The organism is Enterobacter cloacae complex sp. IR5418 (assembly GCF_049238105.1).
In the GTDB taxonomy this organism is placed as follows: Bacteria; Pseudomonadota; Gammaproteobacteria; order Enterobacterales; family Enterobacteriaceae; genus Enterobacter; species Enterobacter hormaechei.
This window is the reverse complement of record NZ_JBMKHS010000023.1, coordinates 1-26,682: the sequence shown is the minus strand read 5'-3', so window position 1 is coordinate 26,682 and position 26,682 is coordinate 1. Positions and strand designations below refer to the sequence as shown.

Annotated in this window: 24 protein-coding genes and 2 pseudogenes; 13 read left to right on the top strand and 13 right to left on the bottom strand. The window is 54.6% G+C overall.

The window, feature by feature from the left end:
• Positions 1–6: 6 nt before the first annotated feature.
• Together ACOTX7_RS16900 and ACOTX7_RS16895 are read right to left on the bottom strand one after the other, a co-directional pair.
• The gene (locus tag ACOTX7_RS16900; protein WP_221255926.1) at positions 7–198 is read right to left on the bottom strand and encodes a YnbE family lipoprotein; all 192 of its coding nucleotides are present in this window, start codon (positions 196–198) and stop codon (positions 7–9) included.
• The gene (locus ACOTX7_RS16895) at positions 195–2,834 is read right to left on the bottom strand and encodes a YdbH family protein (protein ID WP_221255925.1); all 2,640 of its coding nucleotides are present in this window, start codon (positions 2,832–2,834) and stop codon (positions 195–197) included. Before ACOTX7_RS16895 ends, ACOTX7_RS16900 begins: the two co-directional genes overlap by 4 nt.
• 210 nt (positions 2,835–3,044) lie before the next feature.
• Here ACOTX7_RS16895 and ACOTX7_RS16890 point away from each other — a divergent pair, with 210 nt between their 5' ends.
• Positions 3,045–4,034, top strand: coding sequence for a 2-hydroxyacid dehydrogenase (locus tag ACOTX7_RS16890; protein ID WP_006808835.1), 990 nt, complete (start codon positions 3,045–3,047; stop codon positions 4,032–4,034).
• Positions 4,035–4,214: 180 nt separating this feature from the next.
• Here ACOTX7_RS16890 and ACOTX7_RS16885 read toward each other — a convergent pair whose 3' ends face one another.
• Together ACOTX7_RS16885 and ACOTX7_RS16880 are read right to left on the bottom strand one after the other, a co-directional pair.
• Positions 4,215–4,388, bottom strand: a complete 174-nt coding sequence (locus ACOTX7_RS16885) for a GnsA/GnsB family addiction module toxin (protein WP_006808842.1) — start codon at positions 4,386–4,388, stop codon at positions 4,215–4,217.
• Between the two features lie 305 nt (positions 4,389–4,693).
• The gene (locus ACOTX7_RS16880) at positions 4,694–4,972 is read right to left on the bottom strand and encodes a DUF1471 domain-containing protein (RefSeq protein WP_003857380.1); all 279 of its coding nucleotides are present in this window, start codon (positions 4,970–4,972) and stop codon (positions 4,694–4,696) included.
• A 227-nt stretch (positions 4,973–5,199) separates the two neighbouring features.
• Between ACOTX7_RS16880 and ACOTX7_RS16875 the strand changes: the two genes are divergently transcribed.
• A complete protein-coding gene (locus tag ACOTX7_RS16875; protein ID WP_221255924.1) occupies positions 5,200–5,790 on the top strand; it encodes a DUF4142 domain-containing protein in 591 nt (196 codons plus the stop codon).
• A 74-nt stretch (positions 5,791–5,864) separates the two neighbouring features.
• On the opposite strand, the gene ACOTX7_RS16870 is transcribed toward ACOTX7_RS16875, so the two are convergent.
• Both ACOTX7_RS16870 and ACOTX7_RS16865 read right to left on the bottom strand, forming a co-directional pair.
• Complete coding sequence (locus ACOTX7_RS16870; protein ID WP_221255923.1) at positions 5,865–7,961, bottom strand: pyrroloquinoline quinone-dependent dehydrogenase; 2,097 nt, start codon at positions 7,959–7,961, stop codon at positions 5,865–5,867.
• Between the two features lie 10 nt (positions 7,962–7,971).
• Complete coding sequence (locus tag ACOTX7_RS16865; RefSeq protein WP_047354714.1) at positions 7,972–8,337, bottom strand: hypothetical protein; 366 nt, start codon at positions 8,335–8,337, stop codon at positions 7,972–7,974.
• 666 nt (positions 8,338–9,003) lie between these two features.
• Here ACOTX7_RS16865 and ACOTX7_RS16860 point away from each other — a divergent pair.
• Together ACOTX7_RS16860 and ACOTX7_RS16855 are read left to right on the top strand one after the other, a co-directional pair.
• The gene (locus tag ACOTX7_RS16860; RefSeq protein ID WP_221257241.1) at positions 9,004–10,236 is read left to right on the top strand and encodes an amino acid permease; all 1,233 of its coding nucleotides are present in this window, start codon (positions 9,004–9,006) and stop codon (positions 10,234–10,236) included.
• An 86-nt stretch (positions 10,237–10,322) separates the two neighbouring features.
• Positions 10,323–10,562 (top strand): DinI family protein, encoded by a 240-nt coding sequence (locus ACOTX7_RS16855; RefSeq protein ID WP_006808847.1) that lies wholly within the window; start codon positions 10,323–10,325, stop codon positions 10,560–10,562.
• Between the two features lie 25 nt (positions 10,563–10,587).
• Here ACOTX7_RS16855 and dcp read toward each other — a convergent pair whose 3' ends face one another.
• The gene (gene dcp / locus ACOTX7_RS16850; protein WP_221813598.1) at positions 10,588–12,639 is read right to left on the bottom strand and encodes a peptidyl-dipeptidase Dcp; all 2,052 of its coding nucleotides are present in this window, start codon (positions 12,637–12,639) and stop codon (positions 10,588–10,590) included.
• 143 nt (positions 12,640–12,782) lie between these two features.
• Between dcp and ydfG the strand changes: the two genes are divergently transcribed.
• Together ydfG and ACOTX7_RS16840 are read left to right on the top strand one after the other, a co-directional pair.
• Entirely contained in the window at positions 12,783–13,529 is a 747-nt protein-coding gene (gene ydfG, locus ACOTX7_RS16845) for a bifunctional NADP-dependent 3-hydroxy acid dehydrogenase/3-hydroxypropionate dehydrogenase YdfG (protein WP_221255922.1), read from the top strand.
• Between the two features lie 90 nt (positions 13,530–13,619).
• Positions 13,620–14,306, top strand: coding sequence for a GntR family transcriptional regulator (locus ACOTX7_RS16840; protein WP_221255921.1), 687 nt, complete (start codon positions 13,620–13,622; stop codon positions 14,304–14,306).
• A 35-nt stretch (positions 14,307–14,341) separates the two neighbouring features.
• Here ACOTX7_RS16840 and ACOTX7_RS16835 read toward each other — a convergent pair whose 3' ends face one another.
• Positions 14,342–14,773 (bottom strand): universal stress protein, encoded by a 432-nt coding sequence (locus ACOTX7_RS16835; RefSeq protein ID WP_015570611.1) that lies wholly within the window; start codon positions 14,771–14,773, stop codon positions 14,342–14,344.
• A 287-nt stretch (positions 14,774–15,060) separates the two neighbouring features.
• On the opposite strand from ACOTX7_RS16835, the gene ydfZ reads away from it, so the two are divergent.
• A complete protein-coding gene (gene ydfZ, locus ACOTX7_RS16830) occupies positions 15,061–15,264 on the top strand; it encodes a putative selenium delivery protein YdfZ (protein ID WP_003857405.1) in 204 nt (67 codons plus the stop codon).
• A gap of 44 nt (positions 15,265–15,308) precedes the next feature.
• Here the strand turns inward: ydfZ and ACOTX7_RS16825 are convergent, their stop codons facing one another.
• The 4 genes from ACOTX7_RS16825 to rspA form a co-directional block, all read right to left on the bottom strand.
• A complete protein-coding gene (locus ACOTX7_RS16825; RefSeq protein ID WP_205923956.1) occupies positions 15,309–16,772 on the bottom strand; it encodes a mannitol dehydrogenase family protein in 1,464 nt (487 codons plus the stop codon).
• A 222-nt stretch (positions 16,773–16,994) separates the two neighbouring features.
• Positions 16,995–18,374 (bottom strand): MFS transporter, encoded by a 1,380-nt coding sequence (locus ACOTX7_RS16820; RefSeq protein WP_421626139.1) that lies wholly within the window; start codon positions 18,372–18,374, stop codon positions 16,995–16,997.
• 73 nt (positions 18,375–18,447) lie between these two features.
• Positions 18,448–19,467: a Zn-dependent oxidoreductase gene (locus ACOTX7_RS16815; protein ID WP_221257239.1), complete on the bottom strand. Its 1,020-nt coding sequence runs from the start codon at positions 19,465–19,467 to the stop codon at positions 18,448–18,450.
• A gap of 14 nt (positions 19,468–19,481) precedes the next feature.
• A complete protein-coding gene (gene rspA, locus ACOTX7_RS16810; protein ID WP_006808855.1) occupies positions 19,482–20,696 on the bottom strand; it encodes a starvation-sensing protein RspA in 1,215 nt (404 codons plus the stop codon).
• A 286-nt stretch (positions 20,697–20,982) separates the two neighbouring features.
• Between rspA and ACOTX7_RS16805 the strand changes: the two genes are divergently transcribed.
• Together ACOTX7_RS16805 and speG are read left to right on the top strand one after the other, a co-directional pair.
• Positions 20,983–21,321, top strand: a complete 339-nt coding sequence (locus ACOTX7_RS16805; protein ID WP_006808856.1) for a DUF1283 family protein — start codon at positions 20,983–20,985, stop codon at positions 21,319–21,321.
• Positions 21,321–21,881, top strand: coding sequence for a spermidine N1-acetyltransferase (speG, locus tag ACOTX7_RS16800; protein WP_047354707.1), 561 nt, complete (start codon positions 21,321–21,323; stop codon positions 21,879–21,881). Before ACOTX7_RS16805 ends, speG begins: the two co-directional genes overlap by 1 nt.
• Before the next feature lie 17 nt (positions 21,882–21,898).
• On the opposite strand, the gene ACOTX7_RS16795 is transcribed toward speG, so the two are convergent.
• Positions 21,899–22,609 (bottom strand): YnfC family lipoprotein, encoded by a 711-nt coding sequence (locus ACOTX7_RS16795; protein WP_006808858.1) that lies wholly within the window; start codon positions 22,607–22,609, stop codon positions 21,899–21,901.
• An 88-nt stretch (positions 22,610–22,697) separates the two neighbouring features.
• Here ACOTX7_RS16795 and ACOTX7_RS16790 point away from each other — a divergent pair, with 88 nt between their 5' ends.
• The 4 genes and pseudogenes from ACOTX7_RS16790 to dmsB all read left to right on the top strand — a co-directional run.
• Positions 22,698–23,501, top strand: coding sequence for a glycosyltransferase family 25 protein (locus ACOTX7_RS16790; protein WP_421626138.1), 804 nt, complete (start codon positions 22,698–22,700; stop codon positions 23,499–23,501).
• A 128-nt stretch (positions 23,502–23,629) separates the two neighbouring features.
• The gene (locus ACOTX7_RS16785; RefSeq protein ID WP_006808860.1) at positions 23,630–23,935 is read left to right on the top strand and encodes a DUF1161 domain-containing protein; all 306 of its coding nucleotides are present in this window, start codon (positions 23,630–23,632) and stop codon (positions 23,933–23,935) included.
• 258 nt (positions 23,936–24,193) lie between these two features.
• Positions 24,194–26,502 (top strand): annotated as a pseudogene (ynfE, locus tag ACOTX7_RS16780) (selenate/tellurate reductase subunit YnfE).
• A gap of 10 nt (positions 26,503–26,512) precedes the next feature.
• A pseudogene (dmsB, locus tag ACOTX7_RS16775) lies at positions 26,513–26,682 on the top strand (dimethylsulfoxide reductase iron-sulfur subunit DmsB); the annotation flags it as partial.

Genomic DNA, 26,682 nt, shown 5'->3' with positions numbered 1-26,682 from the left:
GCATCCTCAGAACAGATCGCTGCGGGTTTTCAGCAGGGCTTCAACGTCTTTATCCACCTTGATGTGGATTTCATGCTCGATTTTCACGTTCATGTTGATGGTGATCGGCTCTTTGGGCGCCGCCACTTCAATGCGCGGCGTGCAGCCTGACAGCAGCGCGACGACGGACACGGTGAGTACACCAGCCCTCTTTTTCATTGTTGTTCCTCACTTTCCTTGCCTGTCGAACTGCGGAGAAGGGGTATCGCCGCATGTTGCTCAAACCATGTTTGCAGATTGTCCCCGAAGCGCAGGCTGCGCCAGAGGGTAAAAATGTTCTCTTCATGGGTGTAATTCAGGTTCACGAAGCTGCTTTTACCCTCGACGCGGCTGGTGCCTTTGATGGCCGCCTGCATGGTTAACACACCCAGATTATCCACATTGAGTTTTGTCCACGACTGCGAAATTTCCATATAGCGGAGCCAGTTGATCGCCGCCCCGGCAACTACGTTGTCTTTCACAATGGCATCTGCCGTGTCCTGGTCGATACGCAGCGTCATCGGCCCCGGGTTAGTCAGCCAGCCATCTTTAATGATCCATTTTTCATTGTCCAGCCAGAACGGCAGCGCGCCGCTCACCGGGCCGGACATGGCAAACTGCTTCGGATTTACCGCGCTTATCAGTTCGCTGGAGGAAATATTATCCACGCGCAGTAAAGCCGGATCGTGCTGCGGCATTCGCAACTGCTGCATGGTGATTTTCCCGCCGAGCGCTTCCACCTTCACGTTGGTGAGCAGGAGCGGGTTCGCTTCCGTCCAGGGGTAATCGCCCTGGAGATCCGCGGTGATATTTCGGGCCGTGACCAGGTTTTTCACCTCGTCGATTCGTAACGTTACCGGCCCGCGCGTACCCAGCGACCAGGTGCCCTGACTTAAGCGGAACGGCAGAACGAAGTCAACGCCGTTAATCTTGTTGTCCGGCATCCACGCGCTGCCCGCGTTGAGCACCCCGTGCCCCCCGGCCTCAAAGCCCTGATCGGGCGCCGCCGAGAAAGCGACCTGCGCGTACATTTCGCCGCCGCGCAGGGTCATTTTCCAGTCTGGCGGGATCAGCGGCTGGAATACCGTAAGAGACTGTTTTGGCCACCAGGCCTGACCGCGAAGGCGTTCGCCGTCCCAGCGCCCGTTGACCTGGACCGGCCCGATGTCGTCTGCATGAAGTTTCCCTTTAAACTGGAACACCGTCGGGTCTGTCCCGTCCACGCTGAAGGTCAAAACGGACGGCGGCAGCACGCTTCCGCCCGAGAAGCTTGTTTGCCCGGCATTGAGCGCGAGCGCGCCGCTAAAGGTGGGGTTTTCCGGGTCCCGCGACCAGCGCACCGGGTGATCCAGCACCAGACGCGGTTTGCTGACCAGCATCGTGCCGTACTGCAATTTGTCGAACCCCGTGGAGAGATCGGTCAGTTCGATAACGTTGTCGCGCCACTCTCCGGTTCCCCGGACATCCCAGCGCGCGTTCATCGGCGTGAAGTTCCCTTTGCCCCAGTAACGCCACTGCCACAAACCGTTATCCGGCAAAAAGTCGTTAGCCTGGCCGTCCAGATGCAGCTCAAAATCGCCCATCTCGTTCTCATGCGCCCGCAGAATGGCTTGCAGGCGGCCATCCACCCCCTTCTGCGTGAGCTTCACGCCCGCCAGCGGCCAGCGGATCTCATCGATATCCAGCGAATCAATGATCCGTCCGCGCGAGCGCAATAATGCGCCGGGTTCAAAGGTAAGCTGCGGTTCGTAAAGGCTACCGGTCAGTTGAGCCGGGAGTCTGGCATAGAGGATCAGATCGTTTTGCTTGGCTTCCCCGCTCAGGTGCAGCGGCATAGCACTGTTTTTCATACTGAGCGAGCCGGGACCGATATTCAGCACCGCGTTGCCCTTACCCGCATCCCCCTGGGTCAGCACGTTGAGCCGCCCCGTGAAGGTGGCTTTCTCCAGCCCCTGCTGCCAGTTATCCACTTTCAGGCCGACGCGACCGCTCATTGGCATACCGGAGGCTGACCAGTTCCAGCGTCCGTCGCTGATGGTCAACTGCTGAGCGGTGATCTGCCACGGTAAATCGAGCAGCGGCTCGGGGTTGTCCCGCGCCATGACCACCAGCTGGCCCTGATTGTCCTCCCAGTCCAGATCGGCATCGACCAGCGAGGATAACTGTGGCACGTTAAAGGTTGCGACTGTGTGCCCCTTCACCGGTACGCCGTCCGGCACCAGCGGCAGGGTAAATTCACCGACCAGCTTCACGGGCTGCGGCTGGTCCGGCAGGTGCACATCGAACTGGCTAATGGAGAGCGTCTGGCCGCGCAACTGCCCTTTGATGCTCACCTGTTCCCCTTTATAGGTGATGTCCTGGCGGGCGGGCGTGAGCGAGGCATGCAGCTCACCCTCCCACTGCTGCCAGGGAGAAAGGGTAAAGCGGTGGATGGTCAGCCAGGTATTGGGCAGGATGGCCTGCCACTGTGCCAGCGTTTTCGGCGCCACCGTAGAGGGCGCTGATTGCGGCAGTTTGCTCAGGCAGACAGAGTTAAGTTCAAGTGCGCCAATATCCAGATCCCAGCGGCTGGGGTGTGACAGGGTCACGTTTTCCACACGGGCAACTTCACACTCTTCTACCAGATAGCGGAGATCGGGGATGATCAGGGCGTGGCGCGTGATCCGTGGGCTTTTTTCAAACGCGATACGCGTTCCTACGGGAAGCCAGATCCCGGCGAGCGTGGGTACCCACTGGGCGAGCGTCATCAGCAGCGTCAGCGGCACAAGAAATAGCAGCAGTAAGAGCGCGATTGCGGCTTTGTATTTACCCTTCATGGGCAGTTAATATCCTGATTTTGCGAAAAAAATAAGCCGTTCCTGCCGCTCATTGTCGCATGTTTAGCCAGTCAGTTGAAGGTAATGCCATTTTTAAGAGTAGATGCTCTACAATAATTCATAGAACTTATTGATTTCAATGAATTTTGAAAAATTGTAAGATAATTTTAAACATGCTAACGTGGTTCCAAAATCACTGGAGAAAGTCTTATGAAACTCGCGGTATATAGCACAAAGCAGTACGACAAAAAGTATCTGCAACATGTTAACGAGACGTACGGTTTCGATCTTGAATTTTTCGACTTTCTGCTGACTGAAAAGACGGCGAAGACTGCCCACGGCTGCGAAGGTGTCTGTATTTTCGTTAACGACGACGGCAGCCGACCGGTGCTGGAAGAGTTGAAAAAACAGGGCGTGAAATACATTGCCCTGCGCTGCGCGGGTTTTAACAACGTCGATCTTGATGCCGCCAAAGAGTTGGGTCTGAAGGTCGTTCGCGTCCCGGCCTATTCTCCGGAAGCCGTGGCAGAACATGCCATCGGGATGATGATGTCGCTCAACCGTCGTATTCACCGTGCCTATCAGCGTACCCGTGATGCCAACTTCTCTCTGGAGGGGCTGACGGGGTTTACCATGTACGGTAAAACCGCAGGCGTCATTGGCACCGGCAAAATCGGCGTGGCCGCCCTTCGCATTCTTAAAGGATTTGGCATGCGCCTGCTGGCGTTTGATCCGTACCCCAGCGCCGCTGCGCTGGAGCTGGGCGTGGAGTATGTCGATCTGAAGACGCTCTTTTCTCAGTCGGACGTTATCTCCCTGCACTGTCCGCTGACCCCGGAAAACTATCACCTCCTTAACCAGTCGGCGTTCGACCAGATGAAAGACGGCGTGATGATCATCAATACCAGTCGCGGCGGGCTGATCGACTCTCAGGCCGCTATCGAAGCGTTAAAAACGCAAAAAATCGGCGCATTAGGTATGGATGTCTATGAGAACGAACGCGATCTGTTCTTCGAAGATAAATCTAACGACGTGATCCAGGACGATGTGTTCCGTCGCCTGTCGGCCTGCCACAACGTGTTGTTCACCGGCCACCAGGCGTTTCTGACCGCCGAAGCGCTGATCAGCATTTCAGAAACCACGCTAGGGAATTTGCGTCAACTCGAAAAGGGCGAAGCGTGCCCTAACGCCATAGTGTAAACCTGGTAAGCCGGGTGGCGGCAAGGCCCTGCCCGGCCTGTGGATTGCGTGAATTGTAGGCCCGGCAAGCACAACGCTACCGGGCTTTTTAGCCTCAACCTGCCACACGCAGGATAGTCTTAGCTGTCTTTATTCAATGTCACGACAACATGCAAAGCCGCAGGAACGACCTTTTGTAGATTAGATGAGTTTGATTTTTACCTCATATCCCTCGAGGCCAGTCATGGCTTCACGAGCGATAAACTCAATTTCAGACACTTCCTGCCCTGTTTTTTTACGTAACTCGGAAATTTTTTTGGTGATAAGCGCTGAAATTTCTTCTTCTGCCTTTTGCGTCAGTGCGTCAACGTTCATGTTTACCTCTTGCAACCGTTTACTGTTTCCATACTCCAGCAGGCGACAGCTAACGATTAACTGCCTTTAACCATAACTGTATGTAAAGAGTAGACTATCTGTGTAACGTATGCAGCCATCGCATTTAAATATGCATTTAGATTGCATTATTTGAGCAGGGTGTTATTGTCCCAAAGCCTTAGAGCACAAAACACATAAACATAAGAAAAGATTTGACTCAAACTCGCCCCGCATCAGGGGCATTTTTTTTGCTGTCTATACGTAAAAAACCCGCCAGAAGCGGGTTTCTGTGTTCTTCGAGAAGATTATTTAAACACTTCTGCTACGGCCTGGAAGTTAGGGCCATGCTCGCGGGCAGCGATGATGACGTAGTATTTCCCGCCCTTCTCGTCTGCCAGTTTCGAGAGTTTTTGATGAAGATCTGAAGGTGACGAAATTTGTCCACCTGAAGCCCCTACAGATACATTCCCAAGGTATTCAAGTTTGAAGTGGTGCGCTTCATCTTTGGAAATCATATCTGCCGCAGATGCGCCGAAGCTTGCTACTGTTAAAGCCAATACACTCCCTAATAGTGCTTTTTTCATATCATTCCTCCTGTTGATGAATTTCTATATTTAACATTAGCAGCAAATATGTAAATGATCCGTATCAATATTGTAGAAGAATTGAGCATCACGATCAGCCATTACTGTCCTGAACAGCGGGTGCAGCAGATTCATCTACTATACTGACCTGTGCAGTGAGCATTTATCTGCCGGTTGCGCCTGAAGCAACCGAAACTTACCTGTACCATGACCATCAGGAGAACAATATGCACACGAGTAAAACCCTGAAAAGGCTGCTAGCCGTATCAGCAGTTGCAGCAATGTTCAGCACCGTTGGCGTACAAGCCCAGACGACAAACGCCGCACAAACTCAAACTGCGGGCCAGGCTCAACCGGACGCCAGACTCAGCTCCGGCGACGAGAAAGCATTGAAGGACATGGCGCAGGCCAATATCAACGAAGTTGCCGCCGCCAGGCTCGCCCTGGACAAGGCCCAAACCAGTGAAGTGAAAACATTCGCCCAGAAAATGGTCGACGATCACGGCGCCGCGCTGACCAAAGTCCAGGCCGTAGCCCAGAAAAAGGGCGTAGAACTGCCGACCGAGCCTGACGCCGCGCATAAAGCCCTGAACTCAAGGCTGGAAAACCAGCAGGGTGACGCGTTTGACAAAATGTATATGGAATACGCCGGTGTGAAGGACCACGAGAAGGTGCTGTCGAAGCTTAAGAGCGACGCCAGTAAAATCGACGATGCGGATGTGAAGGCGCTGGCCAACGAGCACACGCCGGTGGTTGAGCAGCACCTGAAGTCCGCCGAGCAGATGTCAACGCACTCCGGCGCGTCAGCCGATAAATAACGCGTCGGTAAAACGACTACTGCAAAATAACGTGGGGCCAGCAGGCCCCACGCTTATTTTCCCTTCTTGATGAATTATTCTGGCAGCGCGTAAACCACCACCTGGTCTCCCACCTGATCCTTCAGGATGGTATTCCCACCAGCCACGAAGGCCACATACTGGCGACCTTTATATTCATAGACGGACGGGTTCGCTACCGCCGGAGCTTCTACCTGATCGGACCACAACTCGTCACCGCTCTCGACCGAGTAGGCACGCACTTTGGCATCCATTGAAGCGCCGATGAAGATCACCCCCCCCGCCGTGATGGCCGGGCCGCCAATGGTAGGCGAACCCCAGCTTTCCGGCATGAAGAAGCCATACTGCTGGGAAGCACCAACCGGACGACGCCATTTCACATCCCCCGTGTGCATGTCCAGCGCCACGATTTCACCAAACGGCGGCTGCCAGCACGGCATGCCCAGCCAGTTGCTCGCCACCAGCAGACGCATACCGTACGGGGCGCCTTCCTGCGGGGCAAAGCCGCTCTCGTTGCCGGAGTCTTTGTCCGCGTTATCGTAATCCTCACGGCTGTAGAGTTTCACGTACTGGACGATATGCGAGGTGTTGACGATGGCGATCTGTTTTTGCGGATCGAACGCCACCCCGCCCCACTGCACGCCGCCAGCGCTGTCGGGATAGGTGAGTGTGCCTTCGCCTTTGGTGGTAGGCGGGGTATACATTCCCTCATAGGTCAGGTTATCCCACAGGCGGGAGCACTGGCCCGCACCGACGATATCCGCCAGCTTCCAGATTGCCGGTTTTTTCGACTGGTCGAGCAGCGGCGCGGGTTTGGTCGGGAATGGCTGCGTAGGCGAGAGCACTTCGCCCTGGACCGAACCATCACCCTGCGGAACCGGACGTTCTTCGATTGGCCATACGTCCTCCCCCGTCAGGCGGTTAACCACAAACAGGAAACCCTGCTTGGTGGCCTGAACCAGCGCCGGGATCTGCTTGCCGTCTACGGTGATGTCCATCAGCGTCGGGGCAGAGTTGATGTCGTAATCCCAGACGTCGTGGTGTACCCACTGACGGGACCAGACCACTTTACCGGTATTGATGTCCAGCGCGGTGGTCGAGGTGCCGAGCGGAATAGCGTCGGCACGGTTACCGCCCCAATAGTTAGGTGACGGCGATGAGACCGGGAGATAGACCAGGCCATTGGCCTCATCGGCGGACATGTGCGTCCAGACGTTGGCGGTACCGGTGCGCTTGCGGATCTCTGCCGGGATCGCTTCAAAGGTCCATTCAAGCTTACCGGTCCGGGCGTTGACGGAAAATACGGTGCCCGGAGGCGCTTCGGCATAGGCCCAGTCTTTCCCGGCCCAGCCCACCAGCATATGGTTGCCGACAACGGTTGGCGGTTGCAGGACAGAGAGCGGATACTTCGCGTTCACCGTGTTCCACTGGTTCAGATCCAGCACGCCGTTGTCCGCAAAATCACTGCACGGCTTGCCTGAATCGGCGTCCAGCGCAAAGAGTTTACCGTCAACGGTGCCCATATAGACGATCTTCTGACATGCCTGACCGTTCACCGGATTTTTGGCCTGCCAGTAGGAAACGCCGCGGTTTTTCAGCACCGGCTGGGTCAGCGCCATGCGCGACGATTTGGTGTCATAGTGCCACTTCTCTTTACCCGTCCCCGGATCCAGTGCAATCAGGCGATCGAAAGGGGTGCCGATGTAGAGCGTGTCGTTGGCGAAAATGGGCGTTGCGGACCAGACGGTGGCTGGCGTGTCGCCTTTACCATCCGAGACATCACCGGTATGGAACTCCCAGACTTTCGTTAATTTCCCGACGTTATCCGCCGTAATCTGGGTCAACGGGCTGTATTTCTGGGCGTTAAGCTGGCCGTGGAAGCTGTCCCAGGTGGCGGTGCCGGGCACCAGCGGCGTCGCTGGCTGGCTCGTCGAAGCGGCTTTCTGTTCACCACCGTTGCCGGTTGAGGCATCGTCTGTTGTTTTTGTGGTTCCAGGTGCCTGTTGATCGGCTGCATCGATATTAAGCGATTCCTGGGTTCCCTGAGAGGCTTCAGCGGCCTTATCCTGCGCCTGTAGCGCGAGCGGAGCGACCAGCAGCGCCAGCGCCGTCATGCTGACTTTTATGAAGGGATAATGCTTATCGTTGTGCACGGGCGGCTCCTCAGCTTCTGACGGGATGGTTGTAACGGGCGGAATGGCTGCTCAGCATAATCAGACCGATCAGGCCGACCACCATGGCTGCCGTTATGATGTACTGGTGCAGCAGCGCGGCGGCAAAACCAATACCCACCAGCACCACCAGAGTGACAATAATCAGGAAGATGCGCGCCCCGCGACGCGATGCCGCACGTAACAGTAAGGTCAGGATCGCCAGCACTACGCTGGCAATGACCACCCCCAGTGCACCAATGGTGCCAGTGACGCCGGTAAGCGGCGTCCACCAGGCGTATAGCGCCAGCGCGAAGGCTATTATCGCGGTCAGCAACAGCAAAATGCTGCCGACCCGCGAGGATTGAGAATGCAACATACCAGGAATCCCCCTCTAAAAAATGCAAAATTGACCATGATTAAGGCGTTTTCGTGGATATATGCCCCTGCTGCCCGCCGCTATTAAGGCAACGCGACGTGAGGCGCGGCCGCATATTTCACTAAACGTAACTGAGTATAGAAGAGGATTTTTTTAAGGGGCGTTTAATAGCGGACATACGGTGCCCTGGGTCCCTTCGCCACCAGAAACAGAACGTAGTGTTACAAAACGGTTCGAAAGCTACGAGCGAGTTACGCGATTGTCTATATTGTGTTTTTTAATTTCGGGCAGAAAGCGGCTTTTTTACGCCCAATGAAATAATCAAATAAATCCCCTCTTCAATATTTCGACGCCTTATGGTACTTAATAAAACAGGGTGTTTACTCCTTAATTAACAGACGTGCAGGCAGGGAAAGTCAGGCATTATTTGTTCGTTAATTTAACAAATCCCTTTCTTAATTAACCGCCTGTTAAAGCATCGTCAAAAAATAACGATAGTTATTGCAGGCATACACATAAGGTTTACGGTATGCGAAATCAAACCCCTCCCGCCCGCGACGTCATGGCGCATCGACGACTACGAACAGAATAAAAACTAAACACGTCGTCGACCCTTTAATAACGCGGTAAAACATGATGAATAAAGCCACAACGCTCTAAGGTACTATTACAACACGCTCTAACTGGCACTGGCAGGATAACATCTGGACGCTGGGCCTCTACGGTACAGCCGTCGGGGCGGGAACGCTGTTCCTGCCCGTGGAAATCGGCACCCGTGGCCCGGTTATTTTCCTGGTCATGCTCCTGCTGGGGCTGCCGTTATCCCTGATCCCCCATTTACTCCTCTGTCGTGTCTATATGCGTGAGGAGAAGACTGAAAACGGCACGTTGCCGATCTTCGGTTCCTTCTTCAGCGGACGAGGTGAAAAGCTGATCACCCTGTTCTACTGTGTGACCTTCTTCCCGGTAACCCTGGTTTACGGGGTGGCGCTAATTAATGCGCTGGATAATTTACTGGTGGAGCATCTGCATATCACCGCGATCAGCCGTGGGCCATTGTCGTTTATCGTGGTTGCTGCACTGTATGTGGTGCTGAGCAAGGGCCGGGACAGAGTCGTGGCCATTATGAGCGCGCTGGCGCTGCCGTTCGCGGCATCCGTGCTGCTGATCGCCGTATCACTGATCCCGGGCTGGCATCTGTCTAACCTGACCGGTACAGCCGCTGAAATAACAGCCGCACCGCTTCCGGTAACGCTGAAAAACATCTGGCTGACGCTGCCGCTTATTACCTTCTCGTTCTGCTGTGCGCCTATGGTCTCTCCGCTGAGCTCTTACTACCGGGAAAGGAAAGCCGAGGGTGAAAAAAAGGCTCTCTTCGTGATCCGCATCGCCTATTTCGCCATCTTCGCCAGCATCCTCTTTTTCGTGCTGAGCTGCGTGCTGGGTATCCCGCATGAAAGCTTTGTGCGGGCGAAGGCAGAGAACCTGAACGTGCTGTCCGTGATGAAGGGAAACGGTGATTTCAGCCTGATTTACCACATTGCTCCGCTCATCGCCATCATCGGTATGACGAAATCTTTCCTGGGCGTAGGTCTGTCGGTCGCACAAACGTTTGGTCAACTGGCTGCCAGCGTATCCGGTAAAAAGGCCAGAGCCAGCAAGCGGCTGGCCTCTCTGGCGCTGTTCCTGCTGACCTATGGCATTGTTTATGCCAATCCGGATGTGCTCAGCCTGATTGAAATGTTCTGCGGGCCACTGATTGCGGTGATCCTGTTCCTTATCCCCGCCTACCTCATCTACACCCGCCCCGCGCTGGCGGAGCTTCGTGGCGTGACGGTATTTCTGGTTGTTCTGGGTGGGCTGGCAACGCTGTGCGCATTGCTCTGGACAATGCTTTAGTCTGAACGCGGTTTGACTGTACTCATATACAGTAGTATTTTACGCTTTGGCTGAATCCCAGCGTAATATCCATAAGGTAAACAATCATGTTTGTGGAACTGGTTTATGACAAGCGAAACGTACAGGGGCTGGAGGGAGCCAGGGAAATCATCCTGGCCGAGCTGACAAAACGCGTACACCGGATTTTTCCCGATGCCAGCGTGACGGTTAAGCCGATGCAAGCGAACGGCCTGAACAGCGATGCCAGCAAAAGCGACCGGGAAAAGCTGAACCGCATGCTCGAGGAGATGTTCGAAGAGTCGGACATGTGGTTGACGCAAGAGTAACCGGGCGCAAAGCCCGGTTCTGTTTTCAGCCCTCAATGCCTCCCGGTGCACTCAGCCCGCGATTCTCCAGCATCGGTTCAATCCTCGGATCGTGCCCGCGCCACTGGCGATAAAGTTCAGCTAAATCAGTGCTGTTGCCGCGGGACAAAATCGCCTCGCGGAATTTCTGTCCGTTTTCGCGCGTCAAACCGCCCTGCTCGACAAACCACTGGTAGCCATCGTCCGCCAGCATCTGCGTCCAGAGATAGGCGTAATAACCTGCCGCGTAGCCGCCGCCGAAGATATGGGCGAAATAGCTGCTGCGGTAGCGCGGCGGTACGGCTGGTAGATCCAGCCCCTCTTTTTTCAGGGCGGCGGCTTCAAAGGCTTCCACATCTTCAACAGGCTTCTGAATGCCGTGCCAGTTCATATCCAGCAGCGCGGCGCTCAATAGCTCCGTCATGTCATACCCCTTATTAAACTGGGTCGCATTGAGCATTTTTTCCCGCAGCGCATCCGGCATCGGTTCGCCGGTTTGATAGTGACGAGCAAAGTGCGCAAATACCTGCGGATGGCTGGCCCAGTGTTCATTGATCTGTGACGGGAATTCAACGAAATCACGCGGCGTGTTGGTGCCGGAAAGCGTGGCGTAACGCTGGCTGGCAAACAGGCCATGCAGCGTATGACCAAACTCGTGGAACAGGGTAATCACATCATCCCAGGAGATCAGCGCGGTCTGGCCGTTGGCCGGTTTTTGATAGTTGCAGACGTTGTAAATCACCGGACGCGCGGCAAATTCGTAAGACTGCTCAACAAAATTCCCCATCCACGCGCCGCCCGCTTTAGAGTCGCGAGCGAAAAAGTCGCCGTAAAACAGCGCCATGCCTTCGCCGGTGTGATCGAAAATCTCCCACACGCGAACGTCCGGGTGGTAAACCGGAATATCAAACCGCTCGACAAAGCGGATACCGAACAGCTGCGTGGCTGACCAGAATACGCCATCCTCCAGCACGGTATTGAGCGCGAAATAGGGTTTGATTTGCGCTTCGTCCAGTGCATATTTCGCTGAGCGCACGCGTTCGGCATAAAACGCCCAGTCCCAGGCCTGCACCGTAAAATCGCCCTGCTCGTCGTCGATGACCTTCTGAATATCCGCCTGCTCCAGCGCGGCCCTGCTGCGCGCCGCAGGCACTATTCCGCGCATAAATTCGAGCGCGGCATCCGGCGTTTTCGCCATTTGATCGGCAATGCTCCAGCTGGCAAAATTTTCAAACCCGAGCAGCTGCGCCTGCCTTGCCCGCAACGCGGTAAGCCGACGGATCAGATCGCGCGTATCGTTTTCGTCCCCTTTCTGAGTGCGTTCCCAGCCTGCGTTAAACAGCTTCTTACGCGTCTCGCGCTGCGACAGCGCCGCCAGTGCGGGCTGTTGGGTGGTATTTAAAAGTGGGATCAGCCAGCTATCCGTCAGCCCTTTTTCTGCGGCAGCGTGAGCCGCGGCAGCGATCTCCTCTGCACTCAGCCCATCCAGCGCATGCACGTTGTCCACTACCAGTCCGCCCGCCTTTTTCGCCGCCAGCAGGCGCTGGTTGAACTGGCTGGTCAGGGTGGCGGCTTCGGTATTCAGGGCTTTCAGCTCCGCTTTTTCATCGGCGTTCAGTCGCGCGCCCGCAAGAACAAAGTGCTGATATGTCTCCTCCGTCAGTCGTCGGGATTCGGCATCCAGGCCCTCGCGCTCCTGCCAGACGGCTTCCACACGGGCGAAAAGGGTATCGTTTAGCCAGATATCGTTCGCCAGCCCGGCCAGTTCGGTGGAGAACTGCTCGTCCAGCGCCTGAAGATAATCGTTGGTGTGTGCGGACGTCATGGCGAAGAACACGCTGTTCACGCGCGACAGCATGGCCCCGCTCTTTTCCAGCGCCAGCACGGTGTTGTCGAAATCCGGCTCGGCGCGCTGCGTGATAATCGCGTCAATGTCTGCACGCTTCAGGCGCATTGCTTCATCAAATGCCGGACGATAATGGCTGTCGTTGATCGCATCAAAACGTGGCGCCTGATAAGGCAACAGGCTAATTTCAAAAAAAGGATTGTTGACCGACATCGTTTACTCCTGAGCACGGTATTTCTCCCCAGAGTAGGCCAGCCTGCGCTGGCCTGCAATGGCGTCATACAAATGTTGCCTTAACGACGTGCCAAAGAGCGTGCTATGTTAGTACAACACAAAAAGCGTTGAGGAACAGTGAGATGATTATTTTAGTTACCGGGGCAACGGCGGGTTTTGGTGAAAGCATCACGCGTCGCTTCGTCGCCAACGGACACAAAGTGATTGCAACGGGGCGTCGTCAGGAGCGTTTGCAGGAGCTAAAAGACGAACTGGGTGACAGCATCCTGACCGCACAGCTGGACGTCCGCAACCGCGCCGCCATTGAAGAGATGATTGCCAGCCTGCCTGCCGAATGGCGTGAAATCGACGTTCTGGTCAATAACGCCGGCCTGGCGCTGGGCATGGAGCCTGCTCACAAAGCCAGCGTGGAAGACTGGGAAAACATGATTGACACCAACAACAAAGGGCTGGTGTACATGACCCGCGCCGTGCTGCCCGGCATGGTTGAACGTAACCGTGGTCATATCATCAATATCGGTTCCACCGCAGGTAGCTGGCCTTACGCGGGCGGCAACGTGTACGGCGCAACCAAAGCCTTTGTCCGTCAGTTCAGCCTGAACCTGCGCACCGACCTGCACGGGACCGCGATCCGCGTGACCGATGTTGAGCCGGGTCTGGTAGGCGGAACGGAGTTCTCAAATGTGCGGTTCAAAGGCGATGACGCGAAAGCGGATAAAACCTATGAAAATGCGAACGCGCTGACGCCGGAAGATATCACCGAAACCGTCTGGTGGGTTGCGACCCTGCCGAAGCATGTCAACATCAATACAGTTGAGATGATGCCCGTCAGCCAGACCTATGCCGGACTCAGCGTGCATCGCGATTAATTTACCCCACCCGGCCTGCGGGCCGGGTATGTGATGGCAGGGAAAAGAATGGTAGTATGTTCAGGTTAACTCTCTGAGAAACCACAACCCATGGCCGCTGAATCGCAACTTAATCCTACCCAGCCCGTTAACCAGCAAATCTATCGCATTTTACGCCGTGATATTGTTCGCTGCCTGATCCCACCGGGAACGCCACTCTCAGAAAAAGAGGTTTCGGTACGTTTTGACGTTTCCCGTCAGCCGGTACGTGAGGCGTTTATCAAGCTTGCAGAAAACGGCCTTATTCAGATCCGCCCGCAGCGCGGCAGCTATGTAAATAAAATTTCCCTTTCGCAGGTACGAAATGGCTGTTTTGTTCGTCAGGCCATCGAGTGCGCCGTGGTGCGTCGTGCCGCGTCGCTCATTAACGACAACCAATGTTACCTGCTGGAGCAAAACCTGCATCAGCAACGTATCGCCATCGACCGCAAACAGTTAAACGACTTTTTCCAGCTGGACGACGAGTTTCACCAGAAACTGGCGCAGGTCGCCGAGTGCCAGCTCGCGTGGGATACCGTCGAAAACATCAAAGCGACCATCGACCGCGTGCGCTACATGAGTCTTAATCATGTTTCTCCGCCAGAGATGTTGCTGCGACAGCATCATGATATTTTCAGTGCTCTGGAAAAACGCGACGTGGAAGCCGTAGATAAAGCGATGACGCTTCACCTCCAGGAAATTAGCGAGTCAGTTCAGTTAATTCGTCAGGAAAACCGCGAGTGGTTTAGCGAAGAATAAAACCTCGCCGCCCCCTTTCGGTTGCGGCGAAGTGATTAGCGGACCACTAATACCGGAATAGTGGCGTAGCGCAGGATAGTTTCAGCATTTGAACCCAGCAGATGCGTTGTGATACTCGGATTTTTTGATCCGATAACAATGACATCATATTTCCCCTCTTTACTGAGCTTGATGATTTCATCGCGTACGTTGCCGAAGCGAACTTCACAGTCAATATTGTCCGGGGACATATCAAAGAGCCGTTTCAGCGCCTTCATCTTCTTATCAGATTCGGCGGTCATATACTCTTCGAACTTCTTAATATCCGCATTGAACCCCCGCAGTAACGAACGGCTGCTGTTAGGGAGAATGTTGACCAGGGTGATTGTCGCGCCTTCCGCCTTCGCGAGGTTGACCGCGTGGCGTACCGCTTTATCGCTCAAATCCATTTCAAACACGTCAACAGGCATCAAAATTTTCTTATACATAAGCCTGACTCCTTTTCCGATGAAGGGTTATTTTCTGCTTCCAGAATGGCATTGCGGAGATAAACGAAACCTAAACACTTACGTTCGTAAACTATCAAATAAGGAAAATAACTGTCCGCTTTGTAAAGCGATGTCCTGAACCGTCAGCGCCATCATGAAATAAGAAAAAAGTGTGAGCTTGATCAAAAGCAAATAATTCAGTTTAAGAGAGGCGTATTAATAGTGCCCCGTGAACGGCAGCCGTTGAATTAGCGCCGTAACGGATAAGTGCAAGAGGAGAAAATACCATGATGACATACGACCGTAACCGAAATGCAATCACCACTGGCAGCCGCGTTATGATTAGCGGCACAGGTCAGTTCGGCGTGATTAAAGCGATCCACAGCGACGGCCTGAATGCCGAGCAGGTGCGTCGTGGTAAAACGGTTGAAGTGGAAGGATGCGAAGGTAAGTTCGAACCGATTGAGCTGATTCGCCTGGGAATGCACTAAGCTGTTCCCCGACATGCCGCCGCGAACGGCGGCATGTCATCGCGTCAGAGCCGGGCGGCGTACTCAGCAACCGTGGCCTTCGCGCCTTTTTGCAGCAACGTGTGATAGGCCTGCATCACGGCATCAACAAACACCGCGTCCTTCGGCAACTCATTACCGAAAATAGCCTCAATGCCCAACAGCGCGCTAACCCGGCTTTCGCCTTCAGCGCTACCGTTTACCGCCGCCTGAATTACCGCCAGCTGCGGATCGCTCACCTCAATGGCGTTACCCTGCTCATCCACACCGCCGACATAGCGCATCCAGCCTGCCACACCCAGGGCCAACAGCGGGAAAGGTTTCTGGTGGACAAGGTGCCAGCGCACGGAATCGAGCATACGCTGCGGCAATTTCTGGCTGCCGTCCATGGCGATTTGCCAGGTACGGTGACGCAGTGCCGGATTGCTGTAGCGCGCGATAAGCTGGTCAGCATAGCGACCTAAATCCACACCCTTCACTTTCAGCGTCGGCGCCTGCTCTTTCAGCATCAGCGCATGTGCGGCTGCGCGGTAATGTTCATCTTCCATGCAGTCGTTAATGTGCTGATAACCGGCCAGGTAGCCGAGATACGCCAGGAAGGAGTGGCTGCCGTTAAGCATACGCAGCTTCATCTCTTCAAAGGGAATGACATCTGAAACCAGTTCCGCACCCGCCTTTTCCCACGCTGGACGGCCAGCAACAAAGTTGTCCTCAATCACCCACTGGCGGAACGGCTCGCAGGCCACGCCTGCCGGATCGCGTACGCCGGTCAGCTGTTCGATTTTATCCAGCGTATCAGCCGTAACGGCGGGCACAATACGATCCACCATGGTTGACGGGAAGGTGACGTTGGCTTCAATCCAGTCCGCCAGTTCGCCGTCAACAGCGCGCGCGTAGGCACAGGTCACGTTGCGCATCACGTGGCCGTTCTCCGGCATGTTATCGCATGACATCACGCTGAATGCCGGTAGCCCCGCCGCCTTACGCCGCGCCAGCGCTTCAACCACCACGCCCGGCGCAGATTTCGGCTGATGCGGGTTTTGCAGGTCTGCAACGATTAACGGATGATCGAGCATCAGTTGTCCGCTTGCCGGAGAGTGGCAATACCCTTTTTCAGTGATGGTCAGGGAAACAATGGCAACCTGCGGTTCGCACAACGCCGCCAGCACGCTTTCCAGCCCGTCGACCTGCGCATGCAGGGCATTTTTGACGACGCCGACCACGCGCGCCGTCCAGGCATCGGCAGACATCTCTGCCACGGTATAAAGGTTATCCTGTGCCTTGAGATCGGCAATCTGCTGTTCGCCGCCAATCAGGTTAACTTCGCAGTAACCCCAGTCGCTGCCCTGTTCTGCGGCGAGTATATCGGTGTACACCGCCTGGTGCGCACGGTGAAACGCGCCAAAGCCTAAATGAACAATGCGTGCCTTGAGGCTGTCGCGATCGTACTGCGGACGCGTCGCCTTCGCCTGTAATAACCGGTTTTCCATGATTGAGACTCGTTAAGTAATGAACGCTGTGATCCGCTGCCGCTCCTTATCAGAGCGGCAGCGCCTGCTGACTACACCAACTAGAATGGCAGTCGGAGTCAAAAAACGCTGCCATTAACCATACTGATACGTCGTTTTCAGATCTTGATTTAAATTAACTTTTCGCCATGTGGTGTGACATCAGTGAAAAGTTGTGTGACAGGTAACGCAAGTTGTAAACCATCAGCGGCGTGAAGAGAGCGCGCCGTAGGCCACCGCTTCCTTATGGGTTGCTTCGGCTGCATCTTCGGCTTCACTCAGATCGCGGTCGCGCACTTCCGGCATCATCAGAGCCGAAATCAGCCCAATCAGCGAGTACGCCACCAGCATCGCGACAATCGGCCACCAGGACCCGGTCATGTTGCAGAAGATCCCTGCCAGCACCGGACCAAAGCCCACAGCAACCAGACCGCCCGCCTCTTTCGAGATCGCCATGCGTGTAAAGCGATTCCGCGAACCAAACATTTCCGCCATGGTGATGTTTTCCAGCGCGAACAGCCCGAGCACCGCAAAGTTATGAATCACGATGATAGAGAGCATAATCACGCCCGGCGCGTAACTCTTGTCGACGATAATCGACAGCATCGGGTAAGCCAGAATGATGGCTGAAATGTTAAGGATGATATACGGCAGACGGCGCCCCACTTTATCGGACAGCCAGCCCAGCAGCGGGATTGAGAGGAAGCCCAGAATCGAACTGATCATCAGCGCATCGGTTGGGATCGCCTTATCGAAGAGCAGCGTCTGCACCAGATACCCGGCAAGGAAAGTCTGGATCAGCCCGGAGTTACCCGCCTGACCAAAGCGCAGCCCGGTAGCCAGCCAGAAGGATTTGCTCTTAAACATCGCGCCTAAAGAGGTATCCTGCGCGGCAACCGGTGTCACGGTTTCGGCGTCGTTAACCTTCTCAAACACCGGGCTCTCTTTAAGGTTCATACGCAGCCAGATGGCGAAGATCATCACCACAACGCTGGCGAGGAACGGCACGCGCCAGCCCCAGGCAATAAGTTCTTCGCGATCGAGAGCAAAGAACATCACAGCCCAGATCGCCGTGGCGCTCAGCGTCCCGCAGTTGGTTCCCATCGCCACCAGCGAAGAGATGATGCCGCGTTTGCCCTTCGGCGCATACTCCGCCAGAATGGTGCCTGCGCCCGAGATTTCCGCGCCCGCGCCCAGCCCCTGAATAATACGCAACGTTACCAGTAGCACCGGTGCGAAAATCCCGATCTGCGCGTAGGTCGGCAATACGCCGATTAAGGTGGTGCAGATCCCCATCATGGTGATGGTGATAAACAGCACTTTTTTACGACCAATGCTGTCTCCCATTCTGCCGAAGATAAACGCCCCGACGATACGCGCGATGTAACCTGCGCCGTAGGTGCCCATCGCCAGGATCAGCGCCATGGCCGCGGACTGCTCAGGGAAGAAAATTTCATGGAACACCAGCGCGGCACCCAGGGAGTAAAGCTGGAAATCCATAAACTCCAGGGCGGTGCCCAGCCAGCCAGATACGGCGGCTTTCACCAGATCTGACGTACTTCTTTGAGGTTGTGCTTGAGTCATAATGGCTATCTCTGAAAGGTAAGATGCGTACCACTTAGAGCCTGTCTTCGCAGGCTCTTAACCGCGTGAATTATTATTGGTCGAACGTGAGCAAGACTTTGCAGCACTGCCGCTGGTCTTTTTCAAACAGTTCGATGGCGTCTGTAACGTGGTGATAGTCAAATGTATGGGTGACCAGTTTTTCAGGGTCGATTAGCCCTTTTTCCAGCCAGTCAATGACCACCGGGAATTTGTTGGCATTCAGGCGTGAAGAGAAGATCGACAGCTCTTTGCCGGTGATCCCCTGCTGCACGATCTGGCTCGGGTCGCTGGAGAAGCCCATCAGCACGATGCGCGCCGCCGGAGACGCCAGCGTAATCGCTTCCTGCAAAATGGACGGATGACAGGCAGCATCGATGATTAACGTCGGCTTGATCCCTTTTGCATCCAGCGCGGCCTGTAAAGACTGCTCGCCGTTGTTGAAGACCCAGTCCGCGCCGCTGCGTTGTGCCATCGCCAGCCGCTCATCAATGCGATCGACAACGATGACCTGCTTCACCTTGTAAACGCCCTTCAGCGCCTGCACGGTGACCAGCCCCATTGGGCCTGCGCCGTAGATCAGCGCCACATCCTGTTCGGTCGGTTTCGCCTGTCCCGTCACGTTAGCGGCAATGGTGAATGGCTCTACCATCACCGCGTGTTGGTCGGGAATGGCGTCCGGGATGTGCCACGCATTTTTCGCCGGGACGACGGCGTATTCGCTGAAGCCACCGTCGCGATGAACGCCCAGCACCACCAGCGAGGTGCAAACGTTCGGTTTACCGACGGAACAGGGGTAGCAGTGCCCGCAGCTGATCACCGGATCAACCGAAACGCGCTGGCCCAGACGGGTGCTCTCCACGCCCTCACCCACAGCGTCAATCTCGCCAAAGAACTCATGACCAATCACGCGCGGGTATTTCGCAAACGGGTTATGTCCGCGATAGATATGGCTGTCGGAACCACAGATCCCGGCCAGCTTAATTTTGACGCGGACTTCCCCTGCGCCCGGCAACGGAAGAGGACGCTCCTCGATTACCAGCGCATTCGGCTGTTGGATCACTACGCTTTTCATCATTCGCTCCTCGTTTACCAGTTCCAGAGGGTGCCGTCTTCCAGACGGGCTACCGGCAGACAGGCCGGTTCGTACGGGTATTTCGCCGCCAGCTTCTCATCAAATTCAATGCCCAGCCCTGGCTTGTCGCCCGGGTGCATATAGCCGTTATCGAAGCGCCAGCTGTGCGGGAACACTTCCAGCATCTGCTCTGAATACCCCATATACTCCTGAACGCCGAAGTTCGGTACCCACAGGTCAAAATGCAGCGCCGCGGCGTGGCAAATCGGCGACAGATCCGACGGGCCATGTGAACCGGTACGCACCTGGTAGAGTGAGGCAAAGTCCGCAATGCGACGCATCCCGGTGATGCCGCCCGCATGGGTTAGGGTGGCGCGGATATAGTCAATGAGCTGCTCTTCAATCAGCTGCTTGCAGTCCCAGATGCTATTAAACACTTCACCCACCGCAATTGGCGTGACGGTGTGCTGGCGGATCAGGCGGAAACACTCCTGGTTTTCCGCAGGCGTTGGGTCTTCCATCCAGAACATACGGAATTCTTCGATGCTCTTGCCGAACCGCGCCGCTTCGATGGGCGTCAGACGGTGGTGCATGTCGTGCAGGAGATGTTCATTAAAGCCGAATTTACTGCGCACCGCGTCGAACAGTTTGGGTGTGAAATCGAGATATTTCTCGGTGGACCACAGCTGTTCTTCCGGCCAGGCGCCTTTGGTCGCAGGCTCGTACGCCAGCCCTTTCCCTTTAGCCATGCCGTAGGTGGTTTTCATTCCCGGCACGCCGCACTGCACGCGAATCGCCTTGAAGCCCATCTCTTTATGACGGGCATAATCTTCCAGCACGTCGTCAATGGTGTGTCCGGTGGTGTGACAATAAACCATCACCCCTTCCCGGGATGCCCCGCCCAGAAGCTGGTAGAGCGGCATGTTCGCGGCTTTCGCTTTTATGTCCCACAGCGCCATATCCACGGCAGAAATCGCTGACATCGTGACCGGACCACGACGCCAGTACGCGCCTTTATAGAAGAACTGCCAGATATCTTCGATGCGGTGCGCATCGCGGCCAATCAGCTGCGGGCACAGGTGATCTTTCAGGTAGGAGGCAACGGAAAGTTCACGTCCGTTCAGCGTGGCATCACCCAGCCCGACAATGCCCTCATCGGTCGTGATTTTAAGGGTGACAAAGTTACGCCCCGGGCAGGTGACAAATACTTCAGCCCCGACAATCTTCATAATCCATTTCCTTACATCGCTCGTTGTGATGCAGGAAATTTACGCAACTACACTACTACCATACAAGTATAATGATCGTAAAATCAGCGGACGATCACACAATGAGGACACTACTACGCAACCACAGCGTTGAACAATCTCTCGTTTCGTGAGGATTGATTTAGACATCCTGCGCGATAATGTTCACATCGTTCCCATACCTGCCGCGCGGGTATGACACCCTTTAGGATTGGTGTAGAATCCAACGGGGTAATCCGATTGTCTGCACCCGTTTAAAGGAAACGCTATGACTACATTAAGCAAACGCCTTTGTCTGACAGCCGTACTGGCGCTGTCATCGTTCGCCTTTGCCGCAACGGCATCAGCCGAAACCAGCAAACTCATCATTGAGTCTGGTGACAGCGCGCAAAGCCGTCAGAACGCCGCCATGGACAAAGAACAATGGAATGACACCCGCAGCCTGCGTCAGAAAGTGAATAAGCGCGTGGAAAAAGAGTGGGATAAAGAAGACGTCGCGTTTGATGCCCGCGACAAATGCCAGCAAAGTGCCAATGTCAACGCTTACTGGGAGCCTAACACCCTGCGCTGTCTGGATCGTCGTACTGGCCGCACGGTAGCACCGTAATGTCGACGCTGTGTGACGTTAAGCTCCGTCCGCTGGAGCGCGAAGATTTACGCTTTGTTCACCAGCTCGACAACAATGCCAGCGTGATGCGTTACTGGTTTGAAGAGCCTTACGAGGCCTTTGTCGAGCTGTCCGATCTCTACGATAAGCATATCCACGATCAGAGTGAACGCCGCTTTGTGGTGGAGTGCGAAGGTGAAAAAGCCGGGCTGGTTGAACTGGTTGAGATCAACCACGTTCACCGTCGGGCGGAATTTCAGATTATAATTTCACCGGAACATCAGGGGAAAGGTCTGGCGTCGCGGGCGGCAAAGCTGGCGATGGATTACGGGTTTAACGTCCTGAATCTCTACAAGCTTTATCTCATCGTCGACAAAGAGAACGAAAAAGCGATTCACATCTACCGTAAGCTGGGCTTTATGGTGGAAGGTGAACTGATCCATGAGTTCTTTATTAACGGCGAATACCGTAACACCATCCGCATGTGCATTTTCCAGCATCAGCATCTGGCCGGGCATAAGTCCTCTTCCGCCAGTCTGCTTAAACCTACCGCGCAGTAACCTGCGCGGTTTTACGCTCAATAATATTCAATGCTGTTTTTGATGGTGTACTTGCGCTCCACGGCAGGTTTGACGCTGTCATCGGTGATCACCAGCTCACAGCTCACCGGGTTGTTGTGGCGATCGTAATCACAACTCTGCTTTACATTGCCCATCGGCTTATCGTTCAACAGGCTTACCGCCGTATAATCCATGCGCTTGTGCAGATCTTTCGACGGCATCGACTTGACCGATAAACGCTGGTCGCCGGAGACCGTGGTTTTACCCAACGGGTAGCCGTCGGCGTCATACTGATACTTCACTTCCATCTCTTTGCTGTGCGCGGCAACCACAAACCCGTTATCGTCGGTGTCCCACGTCAAACCAGCGGACGGCAGTTCCGCCAGCTGACATTTTCCCTGCAACTTCACCTTCTGCTGCTGGGTTTCCGCATCGACGTAGTAGTTAGCATCCAGCACCAGCGCAACGCCCGTGTTAGCCTCCAGATCGTGCAGTTCAAGCGTATCGAAACACCCTTCCGTCGACATCGTTCCGGTCACGCGTTTAGAGACTTCCCCCTTATCGTTGAACAGCGTCTGGGTAAAGTCTTTCACCGGGCCGCGCAGTGGATCAAAGTCAAACTCGTTCGAAAAGCTCGCCATCTCCGGCGTAAATGACAGCGGCGCGGTGTCGTTGTCGCATCCCACCAGTACCGTTGCCAGTAGCGTTATCGCTGCGTATTTGTTCACATCATTTACCAAAAGAATGAAAGGGTTGTGGCACTCATAGTAGCAAATAGTATGGTAACGATGTTGAATTGGTTCGAATACTGGTAAAATGTACGAATGTAGTCCAGCCAAACAGTCTTCAAGGAACGTTCAAAGGATGAGAACTTTTATAGTCAATCTCAAACACTCGCTCGAACGTCGTGCGAAAATGGAATGTCAATTGTCCGAATTGAACATTGAATACGAGTTTATTGAAGCAGTAGATGGTCGAATAATGACTGAAACTGAACTAAGAAATGTCACACGGGAGACAAATTATGCTTTTCTTCCGGGAGAAGTAGGTTGTGCATTAAGCCATCAAAAAATATACAAAAGAATAATAGATGAAAATATCGACGCCGCTCTTATCCTTGAGGATGATGTTGTACTAAACAGCGATCTGCGTGAGATACTTAATAGCGTTACGCTCAGCAAGGCAAAACCTGAGATTCTTCTTCTGAGTCGGGTCAATAAATATTACAAAAAACCGTCCAAACACATTTTCGGCTCATATAATATACATAAGACTCAGCATGCCACGACTACTCATGCATATATTATCAATCAAAAAGCTGCTAGTAGCCTTCTGGATAACCTTTATCCTGTATGGATGGTTGCCGATAAATGGAGTTTATTCGAAGACCTATCACTGGCGAAAATTCACTCTATAGTACCTTATCCAGTGCGCCTTTCCGAAGAAGCCAATGTTTCAACAATTAATGAATCAAAAGGTGATGCCCTGCTGGATGCCAAAAAGAAAAGAATTTGGAATTTACTTATGCGGGAAAGGCCGTTAGCTGCAAAGCATCGCCACCGTTATCGACGCGCGATTACGCCACTGTTCAATCCAATAATCAATCAAGGGAAAGGGTAAGTAACCTATTTTCATTAATGGCCGTGCGTTTCAGCACTTCCAGGACAATTCAGAAACAGAGACCCAAAAACAAAAGCTTACCCTAACCCTGCTATGCTTACAGTCTACACAGTGAAAAGGAGCTACAGATGAAACGGTTACCCTGGATTACCGCCCTGCTGTTAATGAGTGCTTCACCCGCTATTCTTGCGGCCCCGGACTCCTGCGAGCGCGTGAAAAGTGACATTCAGCAGAAGATTATCAACAACGGCGTGCCGGAGTCTGGCTTTACCCTGAACATCGTCCCGAACGATCAGGCCGATCAGCCGGATGCGCAGGTCGTTGGGCATTGTGCCAATGATACTTTCAAAATTTTGTACACCCGCACCAGTAGCGGCAACTACCCGGTAAGCGGGGCAGGTACGCAAGAGAATGCGCCCGCTGAGCCGCAATGATTTTTCCACTCAATACCCCTGAATTGACTAGGATTAATATTTAATACCTCCAAATAAGTAACACTCCCCCATCATTAGCCCGGTTGTAGTCACGGGTGAAAATAATTATTAACAATGATGGGGTGAGTCATGTCCGAAGTTGAACATCACGGCGGGATAAGCCGTCGAGCTCTGGTTAAATCTACTGCCATAGGGTCCCTGGCGCTTGCCGCCGGTGGGATCACATTACCTTTTGGTCTGAAAAGCGCCGCCGCCGCAGTGCAGACCGCTATTCAGCCAGCAGAAGATAAAGTCGTCTGGGGTGCCTGCTCGGTGAACTGCGGTAGCCGCTGCGCGCTGCGTCTGCACGTTCGCGATGACGAAGTCTATTGGGTTGAAACGGATAACACCGGCGAGGACATTTACGGCAACCATCAGGTTCGCGCCTGCCTGCGTGGCCGTTCAATTCGCCGTCGCATTAATCATCCAGACCGTCTGAACTATCCGATGAAACGCGTGGGCAAACGCGGAGAAGGCAAGTTTGAGCGTATTACCTGGGAAGAAGCGCTGGACACCATCGCCGCGAGCCTGAAAAGCGTGGTCGAAAAATACGGCAACGAAGCGGTCTACATTAACTACTCCTCCGGGATTGTAGGCGGCAACATCACCCGCTCCTCCCCTTACGCCTCGCTGGTTGCGCGCCTGATGAACTGCTACGGCGGCTTCCTCAGCCACTACGGCACCTACAGACCGCGCAGATCGCCTGCGCAATGCCCTACACCTACGGCAGTAACGATGGCAACAGCACATCGGATATCGAAAATACCAAACTGGTCGTGATGTTCGGCAATAATCCGGCGGAAACGCGCATGAGCGGCGGCGGGATCACTTACTACCTCGAGCAGGCGCGCGAACGGTCAAACGCGCGGATGATCGTTATCGATCCGCGCTACACCGACACTGCCGCAGGGCGTGAAGACGAGTGGATCCCCATTCGTCCTGGCACCGATGCCGCACTGGTGGCGGGTATTGCATGGGTGCTGATTAATGAAAACCTCGTCGATCAACCTTTCCTCGATAAATACTGCGTGGGTTATGACGAAAAAACCCTGCCGGAAGGCGCTCCTGCTAATGGTCATTATAAAGCCTATATTCTCGGCCAGGGTGATGACCAAACCGCGAAAACCCCGGAGTGGGCGTCACGCATTACGGGCATCCCCGCCGATCGCATCATTAAGCTTGCCCGTGAAATCGGTTCGGCGAAACCGGCCTACATTTGCCAGGGCTGGGGCCCGCAGCGTCAGGCCAACGGCGAGCAAACGTCCCGCGCCATCGCCATGCTGCCGATCCTGACGGGTAACGTTGGCATTAACGGTGGCAACAGCGGCGCGCGCGAATCAACCTACACCATCACCATCGAACGTATGCCGCTGCCGGAAAATCCGGTGAAAACGCAAATTTCCTGCTTCAGCTGGACGGATGCCATTGCCCGTGGACCGGAGATGACCGCCCTGCGCGACGGCGTACGCGGCAAGGATAAGCTCGATGTGCCGATCAAGTTCATCTGGAACTACGCGGGTAATACCATCATCAACCAGCACTCCGATATCAACAAAACCCACGACATATTGCAGGACGAGAGTAAGTGCGAAACGATCGTCGTCATCGACAACTTCATGACCTCGTCCGCGAAGTATGCCGATATTGTTCTGCCGGACCTGATGACCGTTGAGCAGGAAGATATCATCCCCAACGATTACGCCGGCAACATGGGGTACCTGATTTTCCTCCAGCCGGTGACCGCACCGAAGTTCGAGCGCAAGCCTATTTACTGGATCATGAGCGAGGTGGCGAAACGCCTCGGCCCGGATATCCATCAGAAATTCACCGAAGGCCGTACGCAGGAGCAGTGGTTGCGCTACCTGTACGCCAAAATGGTCGCCAAAGATCCGCTGCTGCCGTCCTACGACGCGCTGAAAAAAATGGGTATTTATAAGCGCAAAGATCCAAATGGACATTTTGTGGCCTACAAAAAATTCCGTGACGATCCGGATGCCAATCCGCTGAAAACCCCGTCCGGGAAGATCGAGATCTACTCCAGCAAGCTGGCGGATATTGCAGCAACCTGGGAACTGCAAAAAGACGAAACCATCACCCCCCTGCCGGTCTATGCCTCAACCTTCGAAGGCTGGGACGCGCCCGAGCGCAGCAAATTCCCGCTGCAACTGTTCGGTTTCCACTTCAAAGCGCGCACCCACTCCAGCTACGGCAACGTGGACGTGCTCCAGGCCGCCTGTCGCCAGGAGGTGTGGCTTAACCCTGTGGATGCAGAGAAACGCGGTATCAAAAACGGGGATATGGTGCGCGTCTTCAACGACCGCGGCGAAGTGCGCATTGCCGCGAAAGTGACACCACGCATCATGCCGGGGGTGAGCGCGATGGGCCAGGGCGCCTGGCATGACGCCAACATGAACGGCGATCGTGTCGATCACGGCTCCTGCATTAATACCCTGACCACGCACCGCCCGTCACCGCTGGCGAAAGGCAACCCGCAGCACACTAACCTGGTGCAGATCGAGAAGGCATAAGGATTAACCGATGACAACCCAGTATGGATTTTTTATTGATTCCAGCCGCTGCACCGGGTGCAAAACCTGCGAGCTGGCCTGCAAGGATTACAAAGACTTAACCCCGGACGTCAGCTTCCGTCGTATTTATGAATACGCGGGCGGCGACTGGCAGGAGGACAACGGCGTCTGGCATCAGAA

Excerpts from the sequence above, each read along its gene's own strand:
- ACOTX7_RS16855 (WP_006808847.1), top strand. The coding sequence starts at position 10,323 with ATGTTTGTGGAACTGGTTTATGACAAGCGAAACGTACAGGGGCTGGAG.
- ACOTX7_RS16880 (WP_003857380.1), bottom strand. The coding sequence starts at position 4,972 with ATGAAAAAAGCACTATTAGGGAGTGTATTGGCTTTAACAGTAGCAAGC.
- ydfG (WP_221255922.1), top strand. The coding sequence starts at position 12,783 with ATGATTATTTTAGTTACCGGGGCAACGGCGGGTTTTGGTGAAAGCATC.
- ACOTX7_RS16865 (WP_047354714.1), bottom strand. The coding sequence starts at position 8,337 with ATGTTGCATTCTCAATCCTCGCGGGTCGGCAGCATTTTGCTGTTGCTG.
- speG (WP_047354707.1), top strand. The coding sequence starts at position 21,321 with ATGTCGACGCTGTGTGACGTTAAGCTCCGTCCGCTGGAGCGCGAAGAT.
- ACOTX7_RS16815 (WP_221257239.1), bottom strand. The coding sequence starts at position 19,467 with ATGAAAAGCGTAGTGATCCAACAGCCGAATGCGCTGGTAATCGAGGAG.
- ACOTX7_RS16820 (WP_421626139.1), bottom strand. The coding sequence starts at position 18,374 with ATGACTCAAGCACAACCTCAAAGAAGTACGTCAGATCTGGTGAAAGCC.
- ydfZ (WP_003857405.1), top strand. The coding sequence starts at position 15,061 with ATGATGACATACGACCGTAACCGAAATGCAATCACCACTGGCAGCCGC.
- dcp (WP_221813598.1), bottom strand. The coding sequence starts at position 12,639 with ATGTCGGTCAACAATCCTTTTTTTGAAATTAGCCTGTTGCCTTATCAG.
- ACOTX7_RS16900 (WP_221255926.1), bottom strand. The coding sequence starts at position 198 with ATGAAAAAGAGGGCTGGTGTACTCACCGTGTCCGTCGTCGCGCTGCTG.
- ACOTX7_RS16890 (WP_006808835.1), top strand. The coding sequence starts at position 3,045 with ATGAAACTCGCGGTATATAGCACAAAGCAGTACGACAAAAAGTATCTG.
- ACOTX7_RS16790 (WP_421626138.1), top strand. The coding sequence starts at position 22,698 with ATGTACGAATGTAGTCCAGCCAAACAGTCTTCAAGGAACGTTCAAAGG.
- ACOTX7_RS16805 (WP_006808856.1), top strand. The coding sequence starts at position 20,983 with ATGACTACATTAAGCAAACGCCTTTGTCTGACAGCCGTACTGGCGCTG.
- ACOTX7_RS16835 (WP_015570611.1), bottom strand. The coding sequence starts at position 14,773 with ATGTATAAGAAAATTTTGATGCCTGTTGACGTGTTTGAAATGGATTTG.
- ACOTX7_RS16875 (WP_221255924.1), top strand. The coding sequence starts at position 5,200 with ATGCACACGAGTAAAACCCTGAAAAGGCTGCTAGCCGTATCAGCAGTT.
- ACOTX7_RS16885 (WP_006808842.1), bottom strand. The coding sequence starts at position 4,388 with ATGAACGTTGACGCACTGACGCAAAAGGCAGAAGAAGAAATTTCAGCG.
- ACOTX7_RS16825 (WP_205923956.1), bottom strand. The coding sequence starts at position 16,772 with ATGGAAAACCGGTTATTACAGGCGAAGGCGACGCGTCCGCAGTACGAT.
- ACOTX7_RS16895 (WP_221255925.1), bottom strand. The coding sequence starts at position 2,834 with ATGAAGGGTAAATACAAAGCCGCAATCGCGCTCTTACTGCTGCTATTT.
- ACOTX7_RS16785 (WP_006808860.1), top strand. The coding sequence starts at position 23,630 with ATGAAACGGTTACCCTGGATTACCGCCCTGCTGTTAATGAGTGCTTCA.
- rspA (WP_006808855.1), bottom strand. The coding sequence starts at position 20,696 with ATGAAGATTGTCGGGGCTGAAGTATTTGTCACCTGCCCGGGGCGTAAC.
- ACOTX7_RS16840 (WP_221255921.1), top strand. The coding sequence starts at position 13,620 with ATGGCCGCTGAATCGCAACTTAATCCTACCCAGCCCGTTAACCAGCAA.